Source organism: Saccharibacter sp. EH611 (assembly GCF_009834765.1).
Classification (GTDB): domain Bacteria; phylum Pseudomonadota; class Alphaproteobacteria; order Acetobacterales; family Acetobacteraceae; genus Saccharibacter.
This window is the reverse complement of record NZ_WVHP01000023.1, coordinates 89,424-114,717: the sequence shown is the minus strand read 5'-3', so window position 1 is coordinate 114,717 and position 25,294 is coordinate 89,424. Positions and strand designations below refer to the sequence as shown.

The window sequence follows — 25,294 nt, the reverse complement described above, 5'->3', positions numbered from 1 at the left end:
CTATGTCTATGTCATCTAGCTCGTCTGAAGACCCAAGAGGTGCTCGTCAGCCGCGCTGGTTGATCTTTGAGCGTGCGTGGTACGTGTTGCGCTACCCGGAAGTTACCTCTTGGATGGAAGAGAAGGGCTATGATGATCCTGAACTCTTCTATCGGGAGGTGGGGTGCCTGTATGGGCACTCCCCCAACCGGTATTTTGATGAAGTCTGGTATCGCGACACTTATAGCGATGTCCATCGTGCCCTTATCAACCAGACATGGCGGTCTGGTTTTGAGCATTATTGTGCAGAAGGGTATAAAACCTACGCACCGCATTGGTTATTTGATGAGCATTATTACCGGCGCCGCCATCCATCGTTAACAGAGTTCTCTCTACAAAAAGATGGTTTGTGGAACGGGTATGATCATTACCTAGAAATTGGCGAAAGGCGCGGTTTTCAGGGGAGCCCCTTTGTTGATATTCGTCTGTGCCGTGAGATGGCAGCGCGTTACCCAGAGTATTTTGGTGACGAAGGATTATTAGCCTCGTGGTTCGTTCTGCCATCAACAATTGCCGATGCTGTGCCCATTTCATGGTATTTTGATCCGGTTTGGTATAAGCAGACCTACCCGGAGGTGCAGCGAGGGATTGAGGAGGGACGTTACGCGAACGCCCTTCATCATTATTTTATGAACGAAACGCCACGGCGTTACAATCCGCTGCCGTTTTTCTGTGAAGAATACTATCTCGAACATTCTCCTGATATTCTTCCAACGCTTGAAGCAGGAAGATTTCGTAACGGCTATGAGCATTTTGTTTACTTTGGTGCTCATGAGGGGCGTGTTCCAGAAGAAGGGATTGAGTTAGACGCGTATAGCCGCAATCTCCTTGTGCGCTCCCAATGTGAAAATGGACTGTTTGATAGTGCGTTTGCACGTTTTGTGGCTGAACGTCAGGGCTATGCTGGCCCAACGGGAGAGGACGCGCCCGAGATCGAGGAGAGCCAGTCACGCGTTCTTTTTAAACGAGAAGCTGAGGCATTGCTGGCGAGTATGGCACGCTCTCCGCTTGATTTTAGCGTGCAGGGGATGCCGGAAGTCAGTGTGATTATGGTGGTGCATAATCAAATTGCTCTGACCATGCAGGCCCTTCTATCCTTACGGGCGAACTATCGCGGGTCTATCCAGCTGATCTTAGTCGATTCAGGCTCTTCTGATGAAACATCTCAGATTGATAAGCTTGTTCATGGGGCGGATATTATACGTTCTCGTGCCAATATCGGTTATTTGACGGGGTGTAATGTGGCGTTGGCCTATGTGAAAGCCCCGGCCATTTTATACCTGAACAATGATTTAAGATTGTATCCAGACGCTCTGCCTCATGCATTGCAGCGTCTCTATCAGCATGAGGAAACGGGCGCTGTTGCTGCCAAGCTCATACGCTCAAATCTTTATTTGCAAGAGGCGGGTTCTATTATTTGGCGTGATGGTGCGACATATGGCTATCGCCGCCAAGATGATCCTAACCTGCCAGAAGCAAATTTTGTCCGAGAGGTCGATTACGGTTCCGCAGCCTTTTTGCTTGTGCGGACAGGGCTGGTGCGGCGTTTAGGCGGGTATGATAAGCGTTACCTCCCGGCTTATTTTGAAGATACAGATTTATGCGTTCGCTTAGGGCAGATTGGCGCGCGTATAGTGTATGACCCTTCCGTTGTGGTTGAACATCTCGAATTTGGAAGTTCAGGTCATGCTGGCTCTCATAACCTGATTCAGAAACACTGGCGCATATTTGCACAGACGCATCAGGAGTTTTTGCGCCATCAGCAGCCACCTCATGTGCGTAATGCGCTGCTTGGGCGTGAGCGTCGTCGTTCCGATCGTAAGCGTGTCTTGTTTATTGAAGATCGTATGCCTCTGCGGGGGTTAGGGTCGGGTTATGTGCGATCCAATGATATTATATGCGCTATGGTGGCGTTGGGGTATCATGTCACTGTGTATCCGGTTCTTCCCGTTCAGGAGGAAAGTTTCCTTCTTTATCGAGAATTTCCGGAAGATGTTGAGCTTGCCTGTGGACAGGATATGTCCACGTTAGGGCGTTTTCTGGAAGAGCGTGCGGGGTATTATGATCTGCTTTGGATCGGCCGCACGCATAATATGACGCGTTTATTGCCTATTTTGAGCGAGGCTAGTCGGTTTCTTTTCCGGTGTGGATCGGTGTTGGATACAGAGGTCGTGGCAGCGCCACGGACGCTTCTGCAAGAGAAAATTGTTGACGGTAAAGAGCCTCGGGAAAGTCTTGATACGCTTTTAAAAGAAGAGCTTCAAAGTGCGCATTATTGCCAGCAAATTGTTGCGGTTACAGAGCATGACGCGGCGCTTATTCGACGAGCTGGTTATCCCAATGTGTTCGTATTAGGCCATAGCATGAAGCCGCATCCAACGGTACGGTCTTTTGAAGAGCGTAAGGATATCCTCTTCTTAGGGGCGATGCACAGTGAAACATCACCAAACTATGACAGTATGATGTGGTTTGTAAGGGAGGTGATGCCCCATCTTGATGGTCTGGCCGATGACGTCGTGTTACGCATTGCGGGGTATGTGCCCCCTTGGGTGGATATGACACCTCTTGCGCGGCATCCGCGCGTGGATATTATAGGCGCGGTTGAGGATTTGGCACCGCTTTTTGATCGCCATCGTGTTTTTGTCGCACCGACGCGTTTTGCCGGTGGTTTGCCCTTTAAGCTCCATGAAGCGGCAGCTTATGGTCTTCCGATTGTGGCGACGTCCCTCTTGGGTGAACAGGTGGGGTGGGGTAATGGAGAGGCCTTGTTGACGGCTTCTTCAGAAGCTCCTGAGCATTTCGCGTCTGCGGTAAGAAGACTGTATGATGATCGGGATTTGTGGCATCATCTTAGAGAGGGTGCCTTAGCGTCAGTAAAGCGGGATGTTGATCCGGTTGCTTTTAAGAAACGCCTAGCGGATATCATGACAGCTTCTTTTGCTTGACCACGAAGAGGCGGACGATTTAACCGGTTGACGGCACGGACTTGATGAGGCGGGAAGTAAGCATATGACAGCAGAGACAGGGCCTAAAGCCATGGGGCATGTTTTATTGTGCAGTGGTGGGCGGTATGAAAGCCACGCGAATGCGCAGGTACGCAAGACGATTAAAGATGGTCTTGAAGCCTGCTTTGGTGAGGGTAACGTCACCTCTGTTGATATTTCCTCAGCTGCTGCATCAATCCGTCTATTAAAGCCTGTGCTGGTTTTTGCGATGGGGTCTTATTTGCCTGAGAGCACTTACTATGGAGAAGTGTCACGTGAGGCGAAGAAACATGGCGCGACGACAGCGTTTTGGGCAACGGAAGACCCTTATGAGCAGGATGCGAGCTATCAAATCGCTTATGATTTTGATGTGATTTTCTCTTGCGATCGCTGGGGGCATAATTTTTATCAACGAGACCGGGTGGTGCATCTACCGCTGGGTGCTTGTCCTAAATTGCATTATGTGCCGTTTAATGATCGTACTGAAAAAACGATTGATGTGCTTTTCTGTGGTGTGGCCTTTAGTTCGCGCAAGGAAGTTGCGCGTAATCTCATGCCTGTTCTGGAGAAGTTGAATACGCGCTTTATTGGCCCGGGATGGGGAGATATGGGGATTGGTTTTTCCGATGCCCGTATTGAAAAGAAGGAGCTGATTGAGCTCTATAGCCGGTCGAAGATTGTGCTGAACTTAGGCCGTTCTCTGCATTTTGAGAATAAACGCTTTATGATTGCGCCTTCAACGCCGGGCCCGCGGACGTTTGAGGCGGCTCTTGCAGGGGCCTTCCAAGCATTTCATGAAGAGACGTGTGAACTGCGTCGTTATTATGGGGCGGACGAGATCCCTGTGTTTTCAAATCGACGGGATTTTGAAGCGTTGATTGATACATATCTTTATGATGATGAAAAGCGCTTGGCGATGGCACGAAAAGCTCAGGAGCGTACGCAGAAAGAGCACCTCTATAAACATCGGATTCAACGTGTAGTTGATTATTTACAGAGTGAGAAATTGTTGCCGAAAGCGTCGTAACGGCGATTGGGGCTGTAAGAGATGTTGGAGCCTTCCCACACAATGTGGGAAGGCTTTTTTGATGAGGGCGTTATTGTGGTTTTGGCCCAAGGATAATGCGTGCCATATCGGCAGGGCGTATCCAACGAGAGAAGGCTGCCTGCACCTGTTGTGGTGTCATCGTATAAATGGCACGTGCTGATTGATCAGGTGTGTCGAGAGGCAGGTCAAGGGAGATCAGCCCAAGCCATGTGCCTGCAAGACTGCTAAAGCTTGCTCGTCCCATCGGTTGGCTGCGCAGTAAGGTTGCTTTTGCGAGGTCGAGTGTTTCGGTTGAAACAGGAGTTGTGCGGAGGGATTCGACATCCTCAAGGGCGCGTTTCTGTGCTGTGCTGACTTTAGAAGGATCTGCACCGAAAGTAATGGAGAAGCTTGTGCGCGTGCGGGAATAGTTAATGCCGCTTCCAACACCGTAAACATAGCCGGTGCGTACGCGGAGGTCTTGCATAAGGCGTGATGAAAAACCATCACCAAGAATCTCATTCCCAACAGCAAGCGCATGGCGGTCTGGATGTTGAACGGTGAGGGCTAAGGTTTCAGCCAGTGTGACTTTATCTTGTGAGCGGCCGGGGTCGGCAATCACAGCTTGAGAGGGTCGACTTTCAGGAAGGCTGGGGAGGTCAAGCTGTGGTTTGGGCCCTGTTGCTTCCCACGAGCCAAAGGTTCGTTCAACTTCAGCGCGTGCTTTTTCAGGTGTAATATCACCGATGACGACAATTGTCGTCAGGTCTGGGCGGTAGGCCGTGCGATAATAAGCAAGGACATCGTCCCGTGTGAGAGCGCGAATGCCCGCTGGTGATGCTTCACGCAAGGTTGGGTCTGTTGGGGGGACGAGAGCACGGCGTACGGCACGGCTGAAATGATAGCCCGGAGATTGTAAGGTGCCGAATTGTGCTTGTGCTTCTTGCTCCCGTGTAATGTCGAATGCTTTCTGTGGGAAAGCTGGGTCGCGTTCATGGTCGGCTAACAGCGTGAGCCCATCATGGAATTTGGAGCTTAATGCGCTGAGGCTGAAGGATGAACCGGCGTTCTCATCGGCTGACAGGGCATCAAGTGCGCTTGCGAGGGCGAGTCGGTCATGGCTGTGGCTTCCATAAAGGAAGAGAGAATCGGTTAATCCTGCAACCCCTTCCTTCCCATGAGGTTGCTCTAAAGCCGGATTTTGCCGAATGGTGCCAAAAAGCTCAACTGTGTGACTGACATGCTCAGGCTGCACAAGCAGACGTAACCCATTGGGTAAGACCGTGCTGACAGGTTGAGGGGCATTGGGCGGAAGGGTTAACCGCGCCAAGGCTTTCTGGGCCCAGTCGGGCAAGGTGACCGCACGGCTAGGGGGAGAGGTCAGAGTTTCTGTTCCACCAAAGCCCTTATCAGCAATGGGTTTGCCGGAATCACTGGGGGTGAGTGTTGCGCTAACCGCATTGTTGGGGTTCAGCCATTGGCGAGCGAGGGCGTCAATGTCGCTTTTACGCACAGAACGGAACGCGGCGATCATATCTTCTGGGCTGTTAAGATGTTGAATCGCTACCGCCTGTGACCAGCTCTCTGCTAAGCCGGAAATACTGTTGGCGTTAAATTCCAGAGCCGCAATTTCGCGTTGTCGTGCTGCTTCAATCAGCTCTTCTGGGAGGCCATGTTGGCGGTAATCCTCTAAAATACGCGCCATTGCTGCTTTAAGGGCTGCGGGATTACTGCCTTTAGGGAAGCCTGCATAGGCCGTGGCAATGCCTCCTTGTGCTTCTGGGGAGTACATGAAGCCTGTTTCAAGGGCTTGGCCTTGGGGCACGAGCGCAAAAAGCTGTCCACGTTCGCTTGCTAAGACATCGGAGAGTAACGTAGCGGCGGCATAACGTGGGTCACGCTGGCTTGGCATTCGCCACGCCATGGTCGTGAGGCCGATTGGTAAATCGGTGGGTAGTTGGAGGTCTTTGGCCGTGACCGATTGTGGTTTAACGGTGGGGCGTGCTGGAAGAGCGTGTGGAGGGATGCGACCAAAAGCGCGTTGCACATGGGCAAGGGCCTCTTGTGGGTCTACATCGCCTACAATGATGAGGACGGCATTATTAGGGGCATACCAGTCTTGGTAAAAATGGCGGAGTGTATGCGTGTTGGTCGCATCAAAAGAGGGGCGCGTCCCGAGAGCATCATATTCATACGGCGTATTCTTGTAGAGAATGCTTCGTACTTGGGACATATAGCGATAGATAGGGCTTGAAAGGTCACGTGAGACTTCCTGCTCGATAGCGCCCTTTTCATGGGCCCATTCTTTGGCGTCGAGAGTGAGCCCTTCCATACGGCCTGCTTCAATACGGAGCAGGATATCAAGGTCAGATGCAGGAGCTGTGAAATAATATTGTGTGACATCAGACGTGGTGTCAGCGTTATCTTCATTGCCGAGCCGTGCGCTGAGTGTTGAAAGTTGATCACGCGAGAGGGTGTGTGAGCCATTGAACATCATATGTTCAAGAGCATGGGCTGTACCGGGGAAGCCAGCGGGCGCATTAGCGGAGCCAACTTCATAATTCAGCATGGTTTGCACAACGGGTGCGAGACGGTTACGCACGATGACGACGCGTAGTCCATTGGGCAGCGTTGCGCGTAGGGGAGCTACTGTATCTGGAGAGCTAGAAGGCGCGGTGGGTGTTGAAGACGGGGTTTGGTGAGCCCAAGCGAGTGACGGAGCGGCGAGGATGGACGCACTAAGGAGCGTCCATCGTGACAGACGGGAAAGAGAGGGGAACATGCAACCTCCAGCAATGAGCGCGTCAGTGGTGGGCCAAAGAAAAACGTACAACTGAGTAAAAAGCTTGACGTCGTCTTTGTCTATGGCTGAAACCCCATGAAATGAGCGGAAAGGATAAATAAGAGTGAGTGTGCAAGAGACGATTCGTCGTGCTGATAGTGCTTTGCTTGATGGTGTTTTCCAACCGATAGCAGACCGCCTGCCCGCAGGATGGTCGTCTTGGTCGGTGGGAATGAGCTTTCAACTTGGTTCTCTGATTTTTCAGGGGGCGTCTATTGTTGTGCCTTTTCTTTTTTATCGTGTGAGCGTCAATCTTGTTGTGCAGTCTGTTTTGGGCTTTCTGTGCAGCCTTGTCTTATTTCTCGGTTTTCAGCGTTATCGCACCCTTGTTCGTCCGGATATGATGAACCCTTTGCGCCCTATGATGAGGAGCTTGCGCGTTATCGGGATTGGGTTTGTGCTCTATAGTGGCTGGTGTTTAATGACAGACCCATCAGGTGATGAGCTCTGGAATGATCTGGACTTTGTGTCTTTAGTTATTTTTGTCATTGGGCTTTATTTTATGGCCTGCCAGCCTCGACCGCCGAAAACACAAAAGGCTTCTTCTTGGAAAGGGGCTTTTCAGGGGCGTGCGGCTGCTCGGTAAACATGTTAGGTCTGAGGACTGATAGGGGCATAACTGGTCGTTATGGGAGTGAAGCGTGGCCATAAAGCTTGGTATTGGGGTCATCACCTACAATCGGAAGGAGACTGTGCGGCAATGCGTGGAGGCCCTTCGCACGTTTACGCAACATCCTTTTGAGTTGGTCGTTGCGGATGATGGCTCCCATGATGGTACGCCATCTTTGCTAGAGCGCCTGCACGTTCCTTACATAACTGGCGATAACCGTGGGATCGCCTGGAACCGTAATCGGGCGATCTGGTGGCTTAAAGAAGAAAAGCAGTGCGATGTTATCTTAGTGTTTGAAGATGATTGTCGTCCATGCGTGTTCGGGTGGGAAAAACAGTGGATTGAGGCTGTTGAGGCTTATGGTCATATGAACCATATGCCCGAAATCACGCTTGAGATTGATAATGATGTTTCCTCTGGCACTGGCACAGCGGCTGATCCTTACATTGCACCGATGCATCAAGCTTATTGCGTGGGGTATCATGCGCGTGCGCTCGATTTTGTCGGCTATCTCGAGGTTCGCTTCGAAAAATATGGTGAAGAACATGTGGAGCATACCCATCGCTTTCTAAGAGCGGGGTATGGTGGTTTGCCACAATTTAGAACGCCGGAACGGGGCCAAGTGTTCTTTTTACGTGGTGGGCTGGAGACATTGCCCTCTGAATCGCATGGAACGCCAGAATGTGTGCACCGCAATGTTGAGCTGCACCGGCAGATTCAACATGAACCACTTTATCGGGCCCCATGGCGCTCTGATGAGCAGATGTTTTTGTTTCGTGAAGAAATGGAAGCCGCTTTGAACCGTCCAACGCCAACAACACAGCCGAGTGATAACGGTTTTGATGCGGTTGTTTCGTTGGGTGGAAGTGAGAAAATCTCTCATTATCTGGAGCAGGTTTTTGGTGAAACGGGGTCGCGGCTTTTTGACGGCTTTATGGCGCCTTTTCACAGTTTGATTACTTTATTTGAAACGGATTTTCGCGATCTTTTCTCGACCAATTGTCTCTATGGCTATCACGATGCATTGCGCTGCCGCGATAGTCTGATTGTCTATCATAATTGTTTGGATATTCCCCCCGGTGAGCGGGCGAGTGTAGAGCTGTTTCATAGTCAGCTGGGGCGCCTTAAACAGGAATATCAGAATTATCTGGCACAGCTTGACCAGCTTTGCGATGGGACACAGCGTGTGCTCTTTGTGCGCGATTGGCAAGAGACGCTTCATTATGAAGGGAGTCATCGCCCTTCGCATACGCGTGTGCCTGACTTTAAACGACTGGTTGATGCCATTGCGGCGCGTTATCCCACTCTTGAGTTTCGCGTGCTCTTTACCAATTACGGGGCGGCGAGTGCTGCGGATGCGCGGATGATTTTTGCTAATAGCCAGGCCCCTGATCAGTGCGATGAAGCGCGTAAAGCTCAGGCTTGGGCCGATATGATTTCTCAGCTTGGTGTGTACCGCCATAGTGATGGAAGCTGGGATAAGTGAAAAGGAGACGTATGAAATCACCATTTTTGATGGGTTGTGCACCTATGGGGCTTGCTCTTCTGGTGGGAAGTGCTGGATGCGCTTATGCTGCCCAACAATCCTCTGCCCATCATGAGAAGAGCCCGCCTAATGGGGTGATGATGGTGCCGCTCCATCATGGTGAAGCTTCGAACCGGCAGGATGTGATCTATCATTGCACAGATAACGACAAGAAAGATGAGCATGGAGGGAAGGATTTGCTCAAATCTCTCCCTGACGGTGGACGTTTTACTGCGTCGTATCTAAATGCCGATATGACAGCGCTGGCTGTTCTTCCCGTGGATGGAAATATGTTGGCCATGGCGAATGTCATATCGGGGTCTGGAGCGAAATATGTGGCCGATCGTTATTCATGGGCGACACAAGGGGATGAAGCGACATTCTCTCGGGTCGATCGTGATGATATGTCGGTTTCGTGCCGTGTTGTGAGTGAGGCTGTAGACCATTCCAAGGCGGAGGCAGAAGGGCCCCCATCGCGTGACGCGCAGCCTAAAGCTGCTACTCCCGTTCAACAGCGTGCTGGAGGAACGTCTTCATCCTCACCAGCGAAGACCTCTGCCTCGTCTCATCAAGATAATGGGGTATCGACGTCACGGGCGTCCGTTGTGCCGTCCTCGTCATCTTCTCACGATGGTGGAGCGTTGCCTACACAGCCTTCTTCTTCGCAGGACACTTCGAAAAACACTCAACAATCCCAGCATTAGGGGTGGGTGGTTAGGCGTTGATGCACAGGAAGTCGTGTGTGGGTAGGGGAATGCTTACGCGGCGTGCCATACTTTATAAGAGCGCGGCTTTCGGTGCTGTATTTCAGAGTATAGATTCTGCTTTCCCTGCGGAGAAGGAACGGCAACTGTCACCGCATTTTATTGCAGAGGCATGGTATGCGCACACGGCTTTTCTTGTGTTGCTTGGAGCGCAAGATCGCCTTGTAGCCACGGCGGCGCGGCCGGAAATAACACCGTGGATGTTTCATTTTTTCCCTCAATTTCGCAAGATCGCACGTCTGCAACCGCCTGCACTTAATGCTGAAGCGTTGTTGTCGCTCAAGACGGATCTTTTATTTCTTCCTGAAACAGAGATGGGGCAGAGTACCGTTTTCCGTCAGCAAGGCTTACGTGCTGTAGCGCTCGGATTTTCAGATATGGAAGGGTTGCTGCATTGCGTGAGAGAAACGGCATCTCTGATCAATACACCGCTCGCTTTCCGGCGTGCGCGTGCATATGAGCGGGCGTTACGTCATGCGTTAACGCAGTGTGTTCCATCACCGCATGGGCCACGTCTTTTACATATGGCATCGTTAAAGCCGCTTAAAGTTGACGGACGACAAACGATTATTGACCAATGGATAGAAGCCGCTGGAGGGCAAAATGCAGCTTCTCTTTCGGGAAATCATCGTGAGGTCACAGCGGAGCAGATTGTGATGTGGAACCCTGACGTGATTATTATCCCAGCGTCGGCTCCAGAGCGTGATTTTTTCCAATCTCACCCTATTTTATCGCGTTTACGCGCGGTGCAGACACAACGTGTTTATCGTAACCCCGCTGGGTTGTTTCTGTGGGATCGTTACGGCCCGGAATTGTTGCTCCAGCTAGACTGGGCTAAGCAGATTGTCACGGCAGGCCATAGTGATGAAGGCGCGATGATGGATCGGATCGTGGCTTTTTATCGCGACTTCTATGGTCTGCACGTGAGCAACTGGGAGGCAGGGCGGATGTTGGCCGCCCTGCCTCCTTCTCCTTCTTAAAGAGGAGAATCTTCGTTAGCCGCGGAGTTCGCGTGCGGCTGCAACAAGGTTGGCAATCGCTGGGCGAACTTCTTCCCAACGGCGGGTTTTCAGGCCGCAATCTGGGTTGACCCAAAGTTGGCGACGGCTGACTTTCTTTTCTGCTGCGACTAACAGATCCGCCATTTCGCTTACGGTTGGAATACGCGGTGAGTGAATGTCATACACGCCAGGGCCAATTTCGGCTGGGTAGTGATGGTCGGTAAAGGCTTCCAGAAGCTCCATCTTAGAGCGTGCTGTCTCAATGGAGATCACATCAGCATCCATTGCAGCGATGGATTCAATGATGTCATTGAACTCCGAATAGCACATATGGGTGTGAATCTGGGTTTTATCCTGCACACCGCTTGAGGCAATGCGGAAGCTCTCGACAGCCCAATCCAGGTAGGTTTTCCAGTCTTGGCGGCGTAGTGGCAAGCCTTCACGCAGAGCGGCTTCGTCAATCTGAATGATAGGGCAGCCTGCTTTTTCGAGGTCTTGCACTTCATCACGGATGGCAAAAGCAATTTGGCGGCATGTTTCAGAACGAGGCTGATCGTCCCGCACAAAAGACCAGTTCAAGATGGTGACTGGGCCGGTCAGCATGCCTTTTAGAGGCTTCTGCGTGCAGGATTGTGCATATTTCCACCAATCCAGCGTCATGGGTGCTGGGCGTGTGACATCGCCATAAATGATGGGTGGGCGCACATAGCGAGAACCATAAGACTGCACCCATGCATGTTTGGTGAAGACAAAGCCGGAGAGCTGCTCACCAAAATACTGCACCATGTCGTTACGTTCGAACTCACCATGAACCAGCACATCAAGGCCGGTTTCTTCCTGCCATTTGATCGCAGAAGCGGTTTGTTCTTTCAAAAACGCTTCGTATTCAGCGGTGCTGATTTCTTTCTTAGCGTGCTTGGCGCGTGCCTGACGGACTTCCTTCGTTTGTGGGAAGGAGCCAATCGTTGTGGTTGGGAAGAGCGGTAGGTGAAGCGCTTCTTCTTGGGCCTTTTGACGCACAGGGAAGGGAGAGAGGCGTTTTGCTAAAGATGCATCTTTCTGAGCAGAGCGCTCTTTAACAGCCGTATTGTGAATACGAACAGAGCTCTTGCGGCTTTTCACAGCAGCTGCTGATTCATCAAGGGCTGCACGCACAGCATCGCGTCCCTGGTTGAGGGCTTTTGCGAGGGTGGATAGTTCGCCAATCTTTTGGACAGCAAAGGCCAGCCAAGACTTTACCTCTGGATCAAGCGCGGTTTCGCGTTCTAGATCAATCGGGGTGTGCAGAAGCGAGCATGATGGAGCGATAATGAGATCACGTTTAGCGGCAATAGGTTCAAGGCGCTCTAAAATCGCGTTGAGGTCAGCACGCCAAATATTACGACCGTCAATTACACCGAGCGACAGAAGCAGGTCTGGACGCGCTTTGCTCAAAACGGTGTCCAATTGCTCAGGAGCACGGACGAGATCCAGATGCAGGCCGTGCACAGGCAGGCTCAGAGCGGTGTCCAGATTATGGCCTAGTCCACCGAAATAGGTGGTCAGCAGAAGCTTAATAGCGGGAACAGCTTGCGTTAGGCTCTGGTAAGCTTGCTTGAAAGCGGCTTGTGTGGCGTCTTCAAGGTCTAGAACGAGTGCAGGTTCGTCAATTTGAACCCATTGCGCACCGGCTTCATGAAGCTTAGTGAGCACGTCCGCGTAAACAGGCAGCAAAGAGCCCAGAAGGTCGAGCCGGTTAAGGGAGGCATCACGTCCTTTCCCCAAAAGGAGGAAGCTAACCGGGCCAAGGAGAACGGGGCGCGTTTCATGGCCTTGTTCTTTCGCTTCGCGATATTCATCAACGATTTTAGTTGAGGAGAGGCGGAATGTCTGATCAGCGCTGAATTCCGGCACGAGATAATGATAGTTCGTGTCGAACCATTTTGTCATCTCAGCAGCAGGAACGTCGCTACCATGGCTGTGTTTGCCACAACCGCAATCCTCATGCGACTCACCTTTGACCTGACGACCGCGTGCCATGGCGAAATAGGTGGTGAGGTCAACATTGCCCTCAACCTTCCCGTAAATTTCAGGAACGGCACCAACCATCGCGCTGGTATCCAGCACATGATCGTAAAAAGAAAAGTCGTTTGACGGAATGATGTCCGCACCTTGGGCTTTCTGGCGAGACCATGCTTCAGCGCGGAGATGTTCTGCCGTTTGGTGAAGATCAGCTTTTGTGCTGGTTCCAGCCCAGAAACTTTCAAGAGCTTTTTTAAGTTCACGGCGGGCCCCAATGCGAGGGAAGCCCAGTGTAGCAACCTGTACAGTCATTTATGTGTGCCTCATGGCGTAGCGGCCAGCAGGAAAAGGGCACCTCCCGCTCCGCTCCGTAGGGAGAAACGGAACAGAGAGGGAGGGCGTTTGCCCTGTAAAACCATACTGAACCGACAGGGGTGTGTCGGGTCTCGGTCGGTGACGTGACTCCCAAAAAAAATCGTTTCACGACCGTGACTGCATTAAGCACTGACAGGCTCCCTAAAAACTGTCAATAGCCTATTGCGCATATAATGAAGTCGTTATATACACTCTCTTATGGATCGTGCGCTTATCATTTTTCAGGCTCTTGCTGAGCCGACTCGTTTAAGAATCTTACGTCTTCTGCGTGAGATGGAGCTTTCTGTAGGGGAATTGGCCCAGGTTCTGGGCCAAAGCCAGCCGCGTGTGTCTCGCCATGTTAAAGTCTTGGCTGAGGCAGAACTCGTGGTGCGTCGCAAAGAAGGGAGCTGGGTTTTTTTGGCCTTAGGGGCGAAAAAAGACCTCGACCCGGTCTTTGCTGCGCTGGATCAGTGGCATCCAGCCGAATCGGAAGCGGAAGATGACTTAGTACGAGCGGATCGGCAGCGTCTTCAGGCCGTGCGTAATGTGCGCATGGGGGCCGCAGAGGATTGGTTTGAAGTTCATGCAGCGGAGTGGGATGCGATTCGCTCCTTGCATGTGTCGGAAAAGGAGGTCGAAGCTGCTATTGGCCGGGTACTGGGCGATTCGCTTAAGAATTGCCTTGTGGATATTGGCACAGGAACGGGACGGATGTTGGAGCTACTGGCAGGGACTGCCCGTAGTGCGGTGGGTTTTGACCGTAGTCCTTCTATGTTGCGCTTAGCCCGGGCGAAGTTAGAGCATATACAAACGGCTTCTGGTGAGGGGATTAAGCTCCGTCAGGGGAATTTTTATGCCCTGCCAATGGCTGAAAATGCTGCTGATTTGGCCATTATGCATCAAGCTTTGCGGTATGCGCAGCACCCTGCGGCGGTGGTTGCGGAAGCTGCGCGTATTTTAGCGCCGGGTGGACAGTTCTTGCTGGTTGATTTTGCTGCTCACCAACGTGAAGAACTCCGGATGCGTGATGCACACGTCTATTTGGGGTTTCGTGACGAGCAGATGGCCGAGTGGTTTAAAGCAGCGGGCTTTGACCTTGTCTTAACCGAGGCGTTGGAAGGAGAGCTGACGGTCAAATTATGGCTTGGTCAGCTTCGTTCAACGGCGTCGTAAAGGCGGACATATAACCTGAGTGAGAGCCCTGAAGGGGGTGGCAGCGCTACTGCTTTGAGGGTTCTCTTTTCCGATCATGATTGAACTAATTTTCAGGAGACGCAACGAGCGCTTATGTAAAGGAAGACCGGTAGCATGCCTAAGATTTCATTCGAGTTCTTTCCCGCTAAAACGGAAAAGGGCGCCGCGAAGCTGCTGCAAACAGCGCAAACTCTTGCAGGGCTCAACCCTGAATTTATGTCCGTGACCTATGGCGCGGGGGGCAGCACGCAGGAGCGTACATTGAAAACGCTGCGTGATATGGTCGGGCTTGTTTCTGTACCAATGGCCGGTCATTTGACTTGTGTTGATGCGTCCAAGGGTGAGGTGGATGACGTAGCGCGGGCTTATTGGGACAGTGGCGTGCGTCATATTGTGGCGTTGCGTGGTGATCCACGTCCAGTTGATGGCAAAGCACGGTCGTTTGAGCCGCATCCACAAGGCTACCGGAATGCGGCGGAGCTTGTTGCCGGGCTGAAGAAAATTGCTCCGTTTGAGATTTCCGTTGCTGCCTATCCGGAAACGCACCCAGAAGCTCAAAGTCCAGAATCTGATCTTGATAATTTGAAGCGTAAATTTGATGCGGGAGCAGATCGGGCTATTACGCAGTTCTTTTTCCAAGCCGATCGTTTCTTGCATTTTCGTGATCGTTTGGCCGCTCATAACATGACCAAACCTGTCGTGCCGGGTATTTTGCCACTGAGCAATCCCGCACAGGCGTGGGGTTTTGCTGAAATGTGCGGAGCGTCGGTTCCCCAAGACTTACGTCATCTTTTTGCTGGGTTAGAAGATGATGTGGCGGTACGCACGCATCTTGCTGCGGTGATGACTGACCGTATGTGTCAAAAATTGTTGGATGAGGGAGTAGATCATTTTCATTTCTATACGCTCAACCAAAGTGCCACTTGTGCGGCTGTAAGCCGGCTTTTAGGGCATTTCCCCGAATAAGAAAAAACCCCTGCCAGTCTGATGGGGCAGGGGTTTTAAATACCCGCGATAGAGCGCCTCACTCAGGGAGGGGGCGCGAAATGGGGGTTACTTTGTTTCCCGCGTCTTTGTCGGAGCCAAGATCATAATCATTTGGCGGTTCTCAAGACGAGGGCGCTGCTCAGCCTTAGCAATATCCGCGGTAGCTTCACGGATACGCTCCATCATCTTGTAGCCAAGATCCTGATGGGCGACTTCGCGGCCCTTAAAGCGAAGAGAAACCTTCACTTTGTCGCCTTCTTCAAGAAACGACTGCACAGCTTTGGCCTTGGTCATGAAGTCATGTTCACCCGTGCCTGGGCGCACCTTCACTTCTTTGATCTCAATGACCTTTTGCTTTTTACGAGCTTCGTTGCGCTTTTTCTGCTGTTCGTACTTAAACTTACCGTAGTCGAGAATTTTAGCTACGGGAGGTTCAGCCGTCGGGCTGATTTCTAGAAGATCGAGTCCGGCAGAGAAAGCACGCGACAGGGCGTCACGGGTCGGCATGATACCAATCATTTCGCCATCAGCGTCGATGACACGAACCTGCGGCACTCGGATCTCTTCATTGACGCGCGGCCCATCACGTTGAGGGGCGGCGTTAAACGGCGGTCTAGCTATGGTCAACTCCTGTCACTATGTCGTCCTTGATCGGAAAGACTCCAAGCAAGGTATTACAATTCTCTACGATTCATAGCCCTGCTACGGCAGTGGTGCAAGGGCTATGAAGGAGACTGATTAAGGCTTTAGTGCATTCTTTTTGCGAGCAATATCTGGAGCTAATGCTTCAGAGCTTAAGGTGGTGACGGCTTCTGCAAGTGGCATAACCTTTTGAGCTTGGTCGCCAAGGCGGCGCATACTCACGGTCTGCTCCTCTGCTTCACGGCGACCAACGACAAGAATCACAGGCACGCGCGCTAAGCTATGCTCACGTACTTTCGCATTGATTTTCTCATTGCGTGTATCGGTTTCAACATGCAGGCCTGCCTGACGGAGCTGTTGGGCTGCTTCATGGGCGTAATCAGCGGCATCGGTCACGATGCTGGCCACAACCACTTGCGTAGGAGCAAGCCAGAGTGGGAATTTCCCAGCATATTGCTCAATAAGAATGCCTAAAAAGCGCTCGAAGCTTCCCAAAATAGCGCGGTGAAGCATGACGGGGCGGTGGCGGGCGCTATCTTCGCCAATGTAAGAAGCATCCAGACGTTCCGGCAAGACGTAATCGACTTGAAGGGTGCCGCACTGCCAGTCACGACCAATCGCATCGGTCAAGACGAACTCTAATTTAGGGCCGTAGAATGCCCCTTCGCCGGGGTTAAGCTCATAATCGACGCCGACCATTTCGCACGCGCGTTTGAGAGAGCCTTCAGCGCGATCCCATACCTCGTCAGACCCAGCGCGTGTTTCAGGACGATCGGAGAATTTAACGCGGAAGCTTTCAAAGCCGAAATCTTTATACACTTCACCGAGCATCGTCACGAAGCGAGCGGTTTCCTCGGCAATTTGATCATCTGTGCAGAAAATATGGGCATCGTCTTGGGTAAAGCCGCGCACACGCATAATGCCGTGCAAAGAGCCTGAGGGTTCGTAACGATGGCAAGCGCCAAATTCTGCCATACGCAAGGGAAGCTCACGGTAAGAGCGTAGCCCGTGGCGGAAAATCTGCACATGGCAGGGGCAGTTCATGGGTTTAAGGGCGAGGGTTTTATCTTCATCTTCCACAGTGGCGATGAACATATTCTCGCGGTATTTATCCCAATGGCCTGAGGCTTCCCAAAGAGCGCGGTCAACCAGCTGTGGGGTGCGCACTTCTTGGTAGTCATAGCGCTCTTGAATGCGGCGCATATAATCCTGCACGGTTGAGTACAGGCGCCAGCCCTTTTGATGCCAGAAAATTTGGCCTACAGCTTCTTCTTGAATATGGAAAAGGTCCATATCGCGGCCAATACGGCGATGATCGCGCTTTTCCGCTTCTTCTAGGCGCTGTAAATAGGCTTTCAGCTCTTTCTTATCGCGCCATGCGGTGCCGTAAATACGGGTCAGCATGGGGTTGCGATGGTCACCGCGCCAATAGGCGCCTGCCACGCGCATCAGCTTAAAGGCGTTACCAACATCAGCGGTGCTGCGCAGATGCGGGCCACGGCAGAGATCCAGCCACTCTCCCTGACGGTAGATGGAGATGACCTCATCTTCAGGGAGATCGCGGATCAACTCTGCCTTAAAATGCTCTCCATTCTTTTCAAAAAAGCGGATGGCTTCATCGCGATCCCAGACTTCGCGGGTAAAGTCAGTATTTTTAGCGATAAGCTCGGCCATTTTCTTTTCAATGGCGGCAAAATCATCGGGTGTGAAAGGCTTGTCGCGCGCAAAATCGTAATAAAAGCCGTCTTTGATGCTTGGCCCAATGGTCACTTGTGTTTCTGGCCACAGGGTTTGCACAGCTTCTGCAAGAACGTGGGCCGCATCATGACGAATCATCTCAAGGGCTTCATCATCTTTACGTGTGATGAAACGCACCTGTGCATCGTTTTCGATGGGTGTTGCGATATCGACGAGCTTCCCATCAACCTCCATGGCAAGGGCTGCACGGGCGAGGCCGGCACCAATGGAGCTGGCAATCGTCGTGCCAGTTACTGTCCCGTCGAAGGTTCGGATACTTCCATCGGGCAACGTAATGGCAGGCATGAAGGCGCTCCTTGGTTGAGGATGTTATCGATAAAAATGAGCGAGGAGGTCGGACGTTTCCTCACGAGCGGCGTAGTCTAGCCGATCATTAAGATATTTTGCACGCTTTTCTGTTGCGGCTCAAGATTAAGTAAGGGGAAGGCCCAGTCTTGAAGGTAGCGGCATACGCGCTCGGCTGAAAGGGTGGCTAGGTCACGCGTCACAAGAGAGCGGCTATAGCCCGGTGTGAGAGAGAGCGGCGCGCAAAGGCGTGGGTCACTGTCGTGGGAGAAAAGAGTGAGGCTGGGGCAGTCCATTGTGGCGGCCATATGCATAGGCCCCGTGTCGTTCCCGACCGCGAAAGCCGCACGATGAAGCAAGCCGGCGAGTTCTGGCAAAGATGTCCGGCCAGTTAGGTCGTGCGCGCTTGGCACGGTGTTGCAGATGAAGGAGCCTAACCCGTGCTGTGCAGCATCGCCGACGATGACAGGCTGTATGTCTTGCTCAACAAGCCATTGAGCGAGTGCGGCAAAACGACGGACAGGCCAGCGCTTTGCTGGGCGATGGGCGGCTGCCCCGGGGACGAGAACAGCATAGGGAGGGGAGAGAACGGGCCCCTCAGCTGTGAGCCAATCGGGGACATGGCGAGGTAGAGGGGTGAGGCCGGCTGTGCGGAGCTGGTCGTTTTGCCGTGCTAAGCCGTGCATAGCACGGCGCTGCGGATTGGTATGAGCTTTGTCGCTCTTCGCATGCTGTCCCGACCAAGCAGGTCGTCCAGCAAGGCGGAAATAGGACTGTGTGCGACCGGAGTTTTGGAGGTCAATAACCTTATCAACCCGGCGGAGAAGCTGGCGAATCCACATGTGATGACGCCAATGCGTCCATGACGGGCGATCGTCCACCAGCACGTCATCAAACCACGGCGAGCATTCAGCTAAGGCGCGATACAGGCTGCTGGTGAGTAACGTGAGATGATCTGAGGGGAAATGATGGCGGAGCGTGGCAAAAGCACTAAAGGCCTGACAAAAATCCCCTAAAGCACCGTGCTTAATGACGAGGATATGAGCCAACGTCTCCGCCTTTCATAACTGTAGAGGGATTACTCGGGTTTTTTGCCCTTGGAATCACTGTTGGCAACCAAAACCATGGCAGGCTTCAGCAAGCGGTCTTTGAGCATCCATGTCGGTGTCCATGCTTGCACAACATAGCCCGGAGCATGGTCAGGGGACTCAACTTCCTGCATGGCTTGGTGAAGGTTGGCATCGAAAGCCTGGCCTGTGGCATCCTGACGGGTGATCCCGTTGCGTTCAAGGATGGCAAGGAAAGAACGCTCCGTGCCCTCGAGCCCTTCGCGAATGCTGGTGATGATTTTATCTTCCCCTTCTTTAGGCTCGGGAAGGGAGGCGACACCGCGTTGAAGATTCTCTGCAGCTTCAACGACATCGCGTGCAAATTTTTGCACGGCATATTGGCGGGCATCATCAAGATCGCGCTTCGCACGTGTCCGCAGGGTTTGATTATCTGCTTCAGAGCGGAGCCAGCGGTTCTTCATTTCTTCAACTTCTGCTTCCAGAGCCGCAATACGCTCCTCTGGTGAGGCATCAGCTGCAGGCTTTTCACCTTCTTTTTGCTCATCAAGAGCGGCGGCAGCCTCTGCAGCGGCACGTGCGCCAGCTGTTTCGTCTGTTTCTGTATGAGGATTTTGTTCTGTCATAATATGACCCTATTGCGTTTTGTGTCTTTTAAATGGGCCTTCAGGACGACCCTTCCTTCGTAGAGGACATAATGATGATGAGCCTGAAAGCAAGAGGAATATGCCATATGGCGGCGGGAGAGGAAGGCTAAAAACAGCTCTTTGGGGGATATTTGGTCTTAGGCGCTTTCATGCTACGGGTGATCTCTCAATGCGTGCTTTTAAAATATATATTGTGTTTGATTATGTTAGGAGATCCTATAGAGATGCCGAATTCTGACGAACAGCATGGGCGTGCGAGCGGAGCGCCTATTATCACGTTGGTGGATGATGATCGTAACATTTTAGCGTCTGTGCAAATGGCATTAGAGGCAGAAGGTTATGGGGTGCATACCTATACAGATGGTGAGAGCGCATTGCAGGGCTTGTTATCTCGTCCTGTCTCGTTAGCGATTTTAGACGTTAAAATGCCCCGGATGGATGGCATAGAGCTGCTTAAGCGGTTGCGGACACGCTCTAATATGCCTGTTATTTTCTTGACCTCTAAAGATGAAGAAATGGATCAGCTGATGGGGCTGCGTCTGGGAGCAGATGATTATATTACCAAGCCCTTTTCGCTCCGTCTTCTCGTTGAGCGGATCCGTGCTTTGTTGCGACGTCATGAAGTCAGTCAGGCTGAGGTGACGGGAGAAAATACGGCCGGGCGGTCGATTCTTGTGCGTGGGCCGTTAGCGTTGGATGAAGCGCGGCATCAATGCTTGTGGAATGATAAGGAAGTAGCCTTAACGGTAACGGAATTTTTGTTGGTCAAGGCATTGGTCGTGCGGCCTGGTCTTGTGAAGTCACGCGATCAACTTATTGATGCCGCGTATGGTGATAGCATCTATGTTGATGACCGGACGATTGACAGTCATATCAAGCGTGTCAGGAAGAAATTCCGTCAGGTCGATGAGAGCTTCAATCAGATCGAAACACTCTACGGTGTTGGCTATCGTTACCGCGATATTGCGTCCTGACCTGTCTATCCTAATCGGTCTATGTTCGCCATTAAATCGCATAAGAGGGGTGTTTTAGATGCCTTCTCGCTCTGGAGGATCGTTTGATATGACGGTGCGGCGTCTTTTCCCTCGCTGGTTACGATCCCCTCGGCAAGTATCGCCCTTACTTGTGCGTGTTCTGTTGGTAAACATTGTCCCGCTTATGTTGTTGGCGGGGATGTTGCTCTATATCAATCAATTCCAAGCCAGCTTGTTAGAAGCAGATGTGACGGCTCTGCGTGAGCAGGCGCATATTTATGCAGGAGCGCTAGGGGAGTCGGCTGTTCGTCGTGGTGACCGTCATGAGGTGGCGCTGGAGGCATCTTTAGCGAGTCCTTTATTAGCCAGCTTGATGAATTCCAGCTTGAACGCCCACGCACGTCTTTATAGCCCTGATGGACATTTACTGGTTGATAGTCGGCGTGACTTCCCTCCTGATCGGGTTGGTGGTGTCGTGGTTCCGGGGCGTCCTGAGCGCTGGTCTCCGCCACGCGATAATATTTTTGATATGTTTTATGCGTGGGTATTGCTGCGTTTGCCACTCACATCAAGCGCAGGGCCTGTGCCGCTTGATAACTCAACAGATGACGCCGCATTGACGGGTTCATCGTCGATGCCGACGCAAGTAGAGATGCCTCCCTATATCCGTAGGACAGATACACATGAGCTTGTGATTACGGTGGTGGAGCCGATTATAGCAGACAGTAATGCGACGATTGGTGAGATTCAACTAACGCGTCATGCTCCAGAGATTGACCGTTCTTTGTTTGCTGTGCGTTCTTCCATTTTATCGCTGTTTTTACTGTCTTTGTGCTTGACGGTTCTTCTCTCACTTTATCTCTCATCAACCATTGCTCGGCCATTGCGACGGTTGGTGAAAACGTCGCATGATATGCGTGAGCCCGGGAAGGGGCGAGCGGATTGTGTGCCGCAAAATCTTCTAAATAGAAAAGACGAAATTGGCACGCTTGCGCGTGCTTTGCGTATTAGCACTTTGGCCTTATGGGCACGGTTGGACGACACGGAGCGCTTTGCAGCTGAGGTAAGTCACGAGCTTAAAAATCCGCTTTCTTCGATCCGCTCGGCTTTAGAAACGCTGCCACGGATTCATGACGCAGCCGCGCGCGACCGGCTTTTGAATATTGTGAGCGGCGATGTAGGGCGGTTAGAGCGGCTTATTGCTGATATTTCGGATGCAAGTCGTGTTGAAGGGGACTTGCGCCGTGGCCAGCGTGGTTGTGTGGAAATTGTTCCTTTACTGAATGTGTTGGTGGAAATGCACCAAACGACCCGGCGCGATACAGACCCGATCTTACGCCTGAAGACCGATAAAAAGGGACGTAAATTATGCTTGCGGGCGGTAGAAGATCGGTTGGTGCAGGTGCTGCGTAATTTGATCAATAACGCGCTGTCTTTCTCGCCAGAGAAAGGGGTGGTTACGATTGCGGTGCGGGTGTGCGGGAGTGAAAGCCCCCAACAAAGTGATGCTTCTCGTAGGGGGAAGAAGGGGAGCAAAACATCTTTCGTTGAGATTGTGATTGAAGATGAAGGCCCGGGCATTCCGCCTGCCAAGATTGAAAATATTTTTGAGCGTTTTTACTCCGAACGTCCTGGAACGGAAGATTTTGGGCAGCATTCTGGGTTAGGACTGGCTATTAGCCGCCAGATTGTGCGTGCATTAGGAGGTGATCTTTATGCAGAAAATCGCTATGATGCCTCATCTTCTTCAGAGGGAGGGAGAGAGGTCAATGGTGCTCGATTTATCATCCACTTGCCGCGTTGTTGGGGCTAACGATCAGACAGGGGGCGCGCATGTCGTCTTGGAAAGGGCTTCCGACATGGTGACAAGGTGCGAACAGCGATGTGATCGTAGAGGGCTGGACTGTTCATTATGACAGAGCAGACTCTTCGGCATATTTTGCTCGTAACGGGCCTTTCAGGTGCAGGGAAGGCGTCCATCCTGCGCATGCTTGAAGACCTCGGCTATGAGGTGGTTGATAATCCGCCATTGGATCTTTTTGATGCACTGATTTCGCGGGCAGGGAAGCGGCTCGCGATTGGCATTGATGTCAGAAGCCGTGGCTTTGAGGCTCAGCGTGTGCTGGAGCGTGTCTCGTGGTTGCGGGCGCAATCCGATAGTGTCGTGCATCTTCTCTATGCGACCGCTGAATATGACATTCTCCTGCGTCGTTTCACGGCAACGCGCCGGCGTCATCCGCTTGTCAGTGGTGGAAGCGTCGTGACAGGGCTAGAGCAGGAAGCCAAGCTGCTCGCCCCATTGCGCTCTGAAGCAGACCTTGTGGTGGATACGTCAGACCTTCCTTTACCTGAGTTGCGGCAACTCATTACGGCACGGTTTGGTGGGCATGCGGATAATGATCTTTCCGTCGTTCTGATGTCTTTTGCGTATCCGGCCGGTTTGCCACGAGAAGCTGATATTGTGCTCGATGCTCGTTTTCTGCGGAACCCACATTATGATGAGGCTCTTCGTCCTCGTACGGGGTTGGAGAAAGTGGTCGCTGATTATGTGAAGGAAGACCCCTTTTATAAGCCATTTTATGATCATGTTTTAGGCTTGGTATCGCTGGTGCTTCCGCGCTTTGTAGAAGAGGGGAAAAAATACGTCACTATTGCGATTGGCTGTAGTGGTGGGCGCCATCGTTCCGTGACGCTTGTGGAAGCTTTGGCACGTGATTTAGCACAACGGGAAAAGCCTGTAGAGGCTGAGCATGTGCCGATTATGGTGTTGCATCGTGAGTTGGCGCGGCAAGGATTAGCGTCATGGCGTTGGGCGGTGGCTCCGGAGGAAGGCACAGCGTCTCAGCGCGATTAAAAGGGCATGAAGGAAACACGCATGGCACAAAAGGCTGGGCAGCCTGCTCAGGATCATGACGGGGAAGAGGCAGTTTTCCCCGCCTCGGTGATACGGCGGTTAGATGAGGCCGAGCAATGGTGCCGTCAGCATGGGCAGCGTTTGACGAAAACACGGCGGCAAGTTTTAGGCTTGGTACTGTCTGAAAAACAGGCTTCGGGTGCGTACGATCTTTTAGCGCGTTTGCGCACGTTGCAGCCACGTGCGGTGCCTCCCACTGTGTACCGAGCGTTAGAGTTCCTTCTTGAGTATGGGCTGGTTCATCGAATTGAGCGTCTGAGTGCTTTTGTGGGATGCCATCATGCTCTGGATTGCCAGAGTGGTTGTCGTGAGCACGGGACATGGGGTGTGCATCGTGCGCAGTTCTTAATTTGTCGCCAATGTCGTTGTGTGGAAGAGCTGGAACAGGATGTTGTGGCGGCTGTTTTACTGTCTTCTGCACGTGGGAGGGGCTTCCAAGCAGAAGCGGCAACGGTGGAAATTGAAGGACTCTGTGCGGAATGCGCGGTGTCTCTTTCAGATGGCGGTACCTCTCACCACGGGAAAGATAGTGATCATGACCGATAAAAAGATGGATATGGGCTTATTGGCAGAGGCAACGCGTGGAGGGCGGGTTGAGTCGCGTCATTATGGGCGTGCCGTTGTCGTCGATACGGCGGGTCGTCTTGTCTGGTCGTGTGGTGATGCGGAGTCTTGGCTGTTCCCACGCTCGACCGTCAAAGCTTTTTTAGCGCTAGAATTGGTTGCAAGCGGAGCGGCGGATCGTTTGAAACTCGGTGATGATGCGCTTGCTTTAAGTTGTGCGTCCCACGGAGGGGAGGAGGCCCATACGCGTTTGGCGGCTTCGATGTTAGCTCGTGTTGGGCGGGATGAAACAGCACTTGAATGTGGTGCTCATTGGCCGAGTTATGCGCCTGCAGCTGGGCAATGGATGGCGCAAGGCCATACGGCTCCGTGTTGTTTGCATAATACCTGCTCGGGGAAACATGCAGGGATGGTCTGCCTTTCGTGTGATCAGGGGATAGACCCGACCGGTTATGTAGATCCGGAGCATGAGATACAAAAACGTGTGACCGCTTCACTAGAACAGGTGATTGGGGTGCCTCATCGCGCAGAAAATCGCGGGATGGATGGATGCTCATTGCCGACTTATGCCGTGCCTTATCGGGCATTGGCCCAAGGGTTAGCCCGTTTTGGCACGGGGGATGGCCTATCGGATGCTTACGCAGAGGCGGCGGCTCGTCTGCGCCGGGCTGTGGCGGCGCATCCATATATGGTGGCGGGCACTGGGCGTTATGATACCGCGATTATGGAGCGTTTTGGTGAGCGTGCCTTTGTGAAAATGGGTGCTGAAGGCATTATGGTTGCGGCTTTACCAGAAGAAGGTTTGGGCATCGTCGTGAAGGCTGAAGATGGTGGAGCGCGTGCGGCGGAGTTAGCATTAACAGCGTTGTTGAAGCGCTTTGGTCAGAAGAGCCTCTGTCATTCAGGAGAAGATGAGGCGTTTCTCGATCGTTGGAGTGCGCGTAAGCAGCTGAATTGGCGTGGTCGAGAGGTCGGGATGCTTCGCTCTGTTATCCGGTGATTGGCGCCGGAACAGGGGGGATGTTGCCTTGTTTATGACAAGAGCGACTGATCTATTAGCTTAGTTAAAAGTGCTTTTTGTGGTAGATGCGAGGGAACTGCCTAAAGAGCTC

General features: G+C 52.3%; 19 protein-coding genes. 13 read left to right on the top strand and 6 right to left on the bottom strand.

The genetic code is table 11. The features are described from left to right. Positions 1 to 2 precede the first annotated feature (2 nt). Complete coding sequence (locus GS535_RS08995; RefSeq protein ID WP_160792923.1) at positions 3 to 2,984, top strand: glycosyltransferase; 2,982 nt, start codon at positions 3 to 5, stop codon at positions 2,982 to 2,984. A gap of 64 nt (positions 2,985 to 3,048) precedes the next feature. Continuing rightward, a complete protein-coding gene (locus tag GS535_RS08990) occupies positions 3,049 to 4,050 on the top strand; it encodes a glycosyltransferase (RefSeq protein WP_160792924.1) in 1,002 nt (333 codons plus the stop codon). A gap of 70 nt (positions 4,051 to 4,120) precedes the next feature. Here the strand turns inward: GS535_RS08990 and GS535_RS08985 are convergent, their stop codons facing one another. After that, positions 4,121 to 6,832, bottom strand: coding sequence for a pitrilysin family protein (locus GS535_RS08985; RefSeq protein WP_160792925.1), 2,712 nt, complete (start codon positions 6,830 to 6,832; stop codon positions 4,121 to 4,123). Positions 6,833 to 6,956: 124 nt separating this feature from the next. Here GS535_RS08985 and GS535_RS08980 point away from each other — a divergent pair, with 124 nt between their 5' ends. From GS535_RS08980 to GS535_RS08965, 4 genes are read left to right on the top strand one after another with little or no spacing between them, the layout of a single operon-like run. Then, the gene (locus tag GS535_RS08980; protein ID WP_160792926.1) at positions 6,957 to 7,478 is read left to right on the top strand and encodes a hypothetical protein; all 522 of its coding nucleotides are present in this window, start codon (positions 6,957 to 6,959) and stop codon (positions 7,476 to 7,478) included. Between the two features lie 55 nt (positions 7,479 to 7,533). Further along, entirely contained in the window at positions 7,534 to 8,988 is a 1,455-nt protein-coding gene (locus GS535_RS08975) for a glycosyltransferase family A protein (protein ID WP_160792927.1), read from the top strand. Positions 8,989 to 8,999: 11 nt separating this feature from the next. Then, the gene (locus GS535_RS08970) at positions 9,000 to 9,731 is read left to right on the top strand and encodes an MliC family protein (protein ID WP_160792928.1); all 732 of its coding nucleotides are present in this window, start codon (positions 9,000 to 9,002) and stop codon (positions 9,729 to 9,731) included. A 50-nt stretch (positions 9,732 to 9,781) separates the two neighbouring features. Continuing rightward, positions 9,782 to 10,771, top strand: coding sequence for an ABC transporter substrate-binding protein (locus GS535_RS08965; protein WP_160792929.1), 990 nt, complete (start codon positions 9,782 to 9,784; stop codon positions 10,769 to 10,771). A gap of 15 nt (positions 10,772 to 10,786) precedes the next feature. On the opposite strand, the gene metE is transcribed toward GS535_RS08965, so the two are convergent. Next, the gene (gene metE, locus GS535_RS08960) at positions 10,787 to 13,105 is read right to left on the bottom strand and encodes a 5-methyltetrahydropteroyltriglutamate--homocysteine S-methyltransferase (RefSeq protein ID WP_160792930.1); all 2,319 of its coding nucleotides are present in this window, start codon (positions 13,103 to 13,105) and stop codon (positions 10,787 to 10,789) included. A 261-nt stretch (positions 13,106 to 13,366) separates the two neighbouring features. On the opposite strand from metE, the gene GS535_RS08955 reads away from it, so the two are divergent. Together GS535_RS08955 and GS535_RS08950 are read left to right on the top strand one after the other, a co-directional pair. Continuing rightward, positions 13,367 to 14,323 (top strand): metalloregulator ArsR/SmtB family transcription factor, encoded by a 957-nt coding sequence (locus GS535_RS08955; protein ID WP_160792931.1) that lies wholly within the window; start codon positions 13,367 to 13,369, stop codon positions 14,321 to 14,323. A 135-nt stretch (positions 14,324 to 14,458) separates the two neighbouring features. Further along, positions 14,459 to 15,310, top strand: coding sequence for a methylenetetrahydrofolate reductase (locus tag GS535_RS08950; RefSeq protein ID WP_160792932.1), 852 nt, complete (start codon positions 14,459 to 14,461; stop codon positions 15,308 to 15,310). 87 nt (positions 15,311 to 15,397) lie between these two features. Here GS535_RS08950 and infC read toward each other — a convergent pair whose 3' ends face one another. From infC to GS535_RS08930, 4 genes are all read right to left on the bottom strand, one after another. After that, positions 15,398 to 15,958 (bottom strand): translation initiation factor IF-3, encoded by a 561-nt coding sequence (infC, locus tag GS535_RS08945; RefSeq protein ID WP_202401684.1) that lies wholly within the window; start codon positions 15,956 to 15,958, stop codon positions 15,398 to 15,400. Positions 15,959 to 16,069: 111 nt separating this feature from the next. Then, complete coding sequence (gene thrS, locus GS535_RS08940; protein ID WP_160792933.1) at positions 16,070 to 18,016, bottom strand: threonine--tRNA ligase; 1,947 nt, start codon at positions 18,014 to 18,016, stop codon at positions 16,070 to 16,072. 77 nt (positions 18,017 to 18,093) lie between these two features. Further along, positions 18,094 to 19,065 (bottom strand): glycosyltransferase family 9 protein, encoded by a 972-nt coding sequence (locus GS535_RS08935; protein ID WP_160792934.1) that lies wholly within the window; start codon positions 19,063 to 19,065, stop codon positions 18,094 to 18,096. 29 nt (positions 19,066 to 19,094) lie between these two features. Next, on the bottom strand, positions 19,095 to 19,709 hold the full coding sequence (locus tag GS535_RS08930) for a nucleotide exchange factor GrpE (RefSeq protein WP_160799195.1): 615 nt from the start codon (positions 19,707 to 19,709) through the stop codon (positions 19,095 to 19,097). Between the two features lie 245 nt (positions 19,710 to 19,954). Here GS535_RS08930 and GS535_RS08925 point away from each other — a divergent pair, with 245 nt between their 5' ends. From GS535_RS08925 to GS535_RS08905, 5 genes are all read left to right on the top strand, one after another. Beyond that, positions 19,955 to 20,704 carry a response regulator transcription factor gene (locus GS535_RS08925; RefSeq protein ID WP_160792936.1) on the top strand — a complete coding sequence of 250 codons (750 nt, stop codon included), beginning with the start codon at positions 19,955 to 19,957 and terminating at the stop codon, positions 20,702 to 20,704. 58 nt (positions 20,705 to 20,762) lie between these two features. Next, positions 20,763 to 22,517 carry an ATP-binding protein gene (locus GS535_RS08920; RefSeq protein WP_237442264.1) on the top strand — a complete coding sequence of 585 codons (1,755 nt, stop codon included), beginning with the start codon at positions 20,763 to 20,765 and terminating at the stop codon, positions 22,515 to 22,517. Between the two features lie 99 nt (positions 22,518 to 22,616). Continuing rightward, positions 22,617 to 23,558, top strand: coding sequence for an RNase adapter RapZ (gene rapZ / locus GS535_RS08915; RefSeq protein ID WP_160792937.1), 942 nt, complete (start codon positions 22,617 to 22,619; stop codon positions 23,556 to 23,558). Between the two features lie 21 nt (positions 23,559 to 23,579). Continuing rightward, complete coding sequence (locus tag GS535_RS08910) at positions 23,580 to 24,164, top strand: Fur family transcriptional regulator (protein WP_237442263.1); 585 nt, start codon at positions 23,580 to 23,582, stop codon at positions 24,162 to 24,164. Then, positions 24,154 to 25,182 carry an asparaginase gene (locus GS535_RS08905; protein ID WP_160792939.1) on the top strand — a complete coding sequence of 343 codons (1,029 nt, stop codon included), beginning with the start codon at positions 24,154 to 24,156 and terminating at the stop codon, positions 25,180 to 25,182. Before GS535_RS08910 ends, GS535_RS08905 begins: the two co-directional genes overlap by 11 nt. Positions 25,183 to 25,294 lie beyond the last annotated feature (112 nt).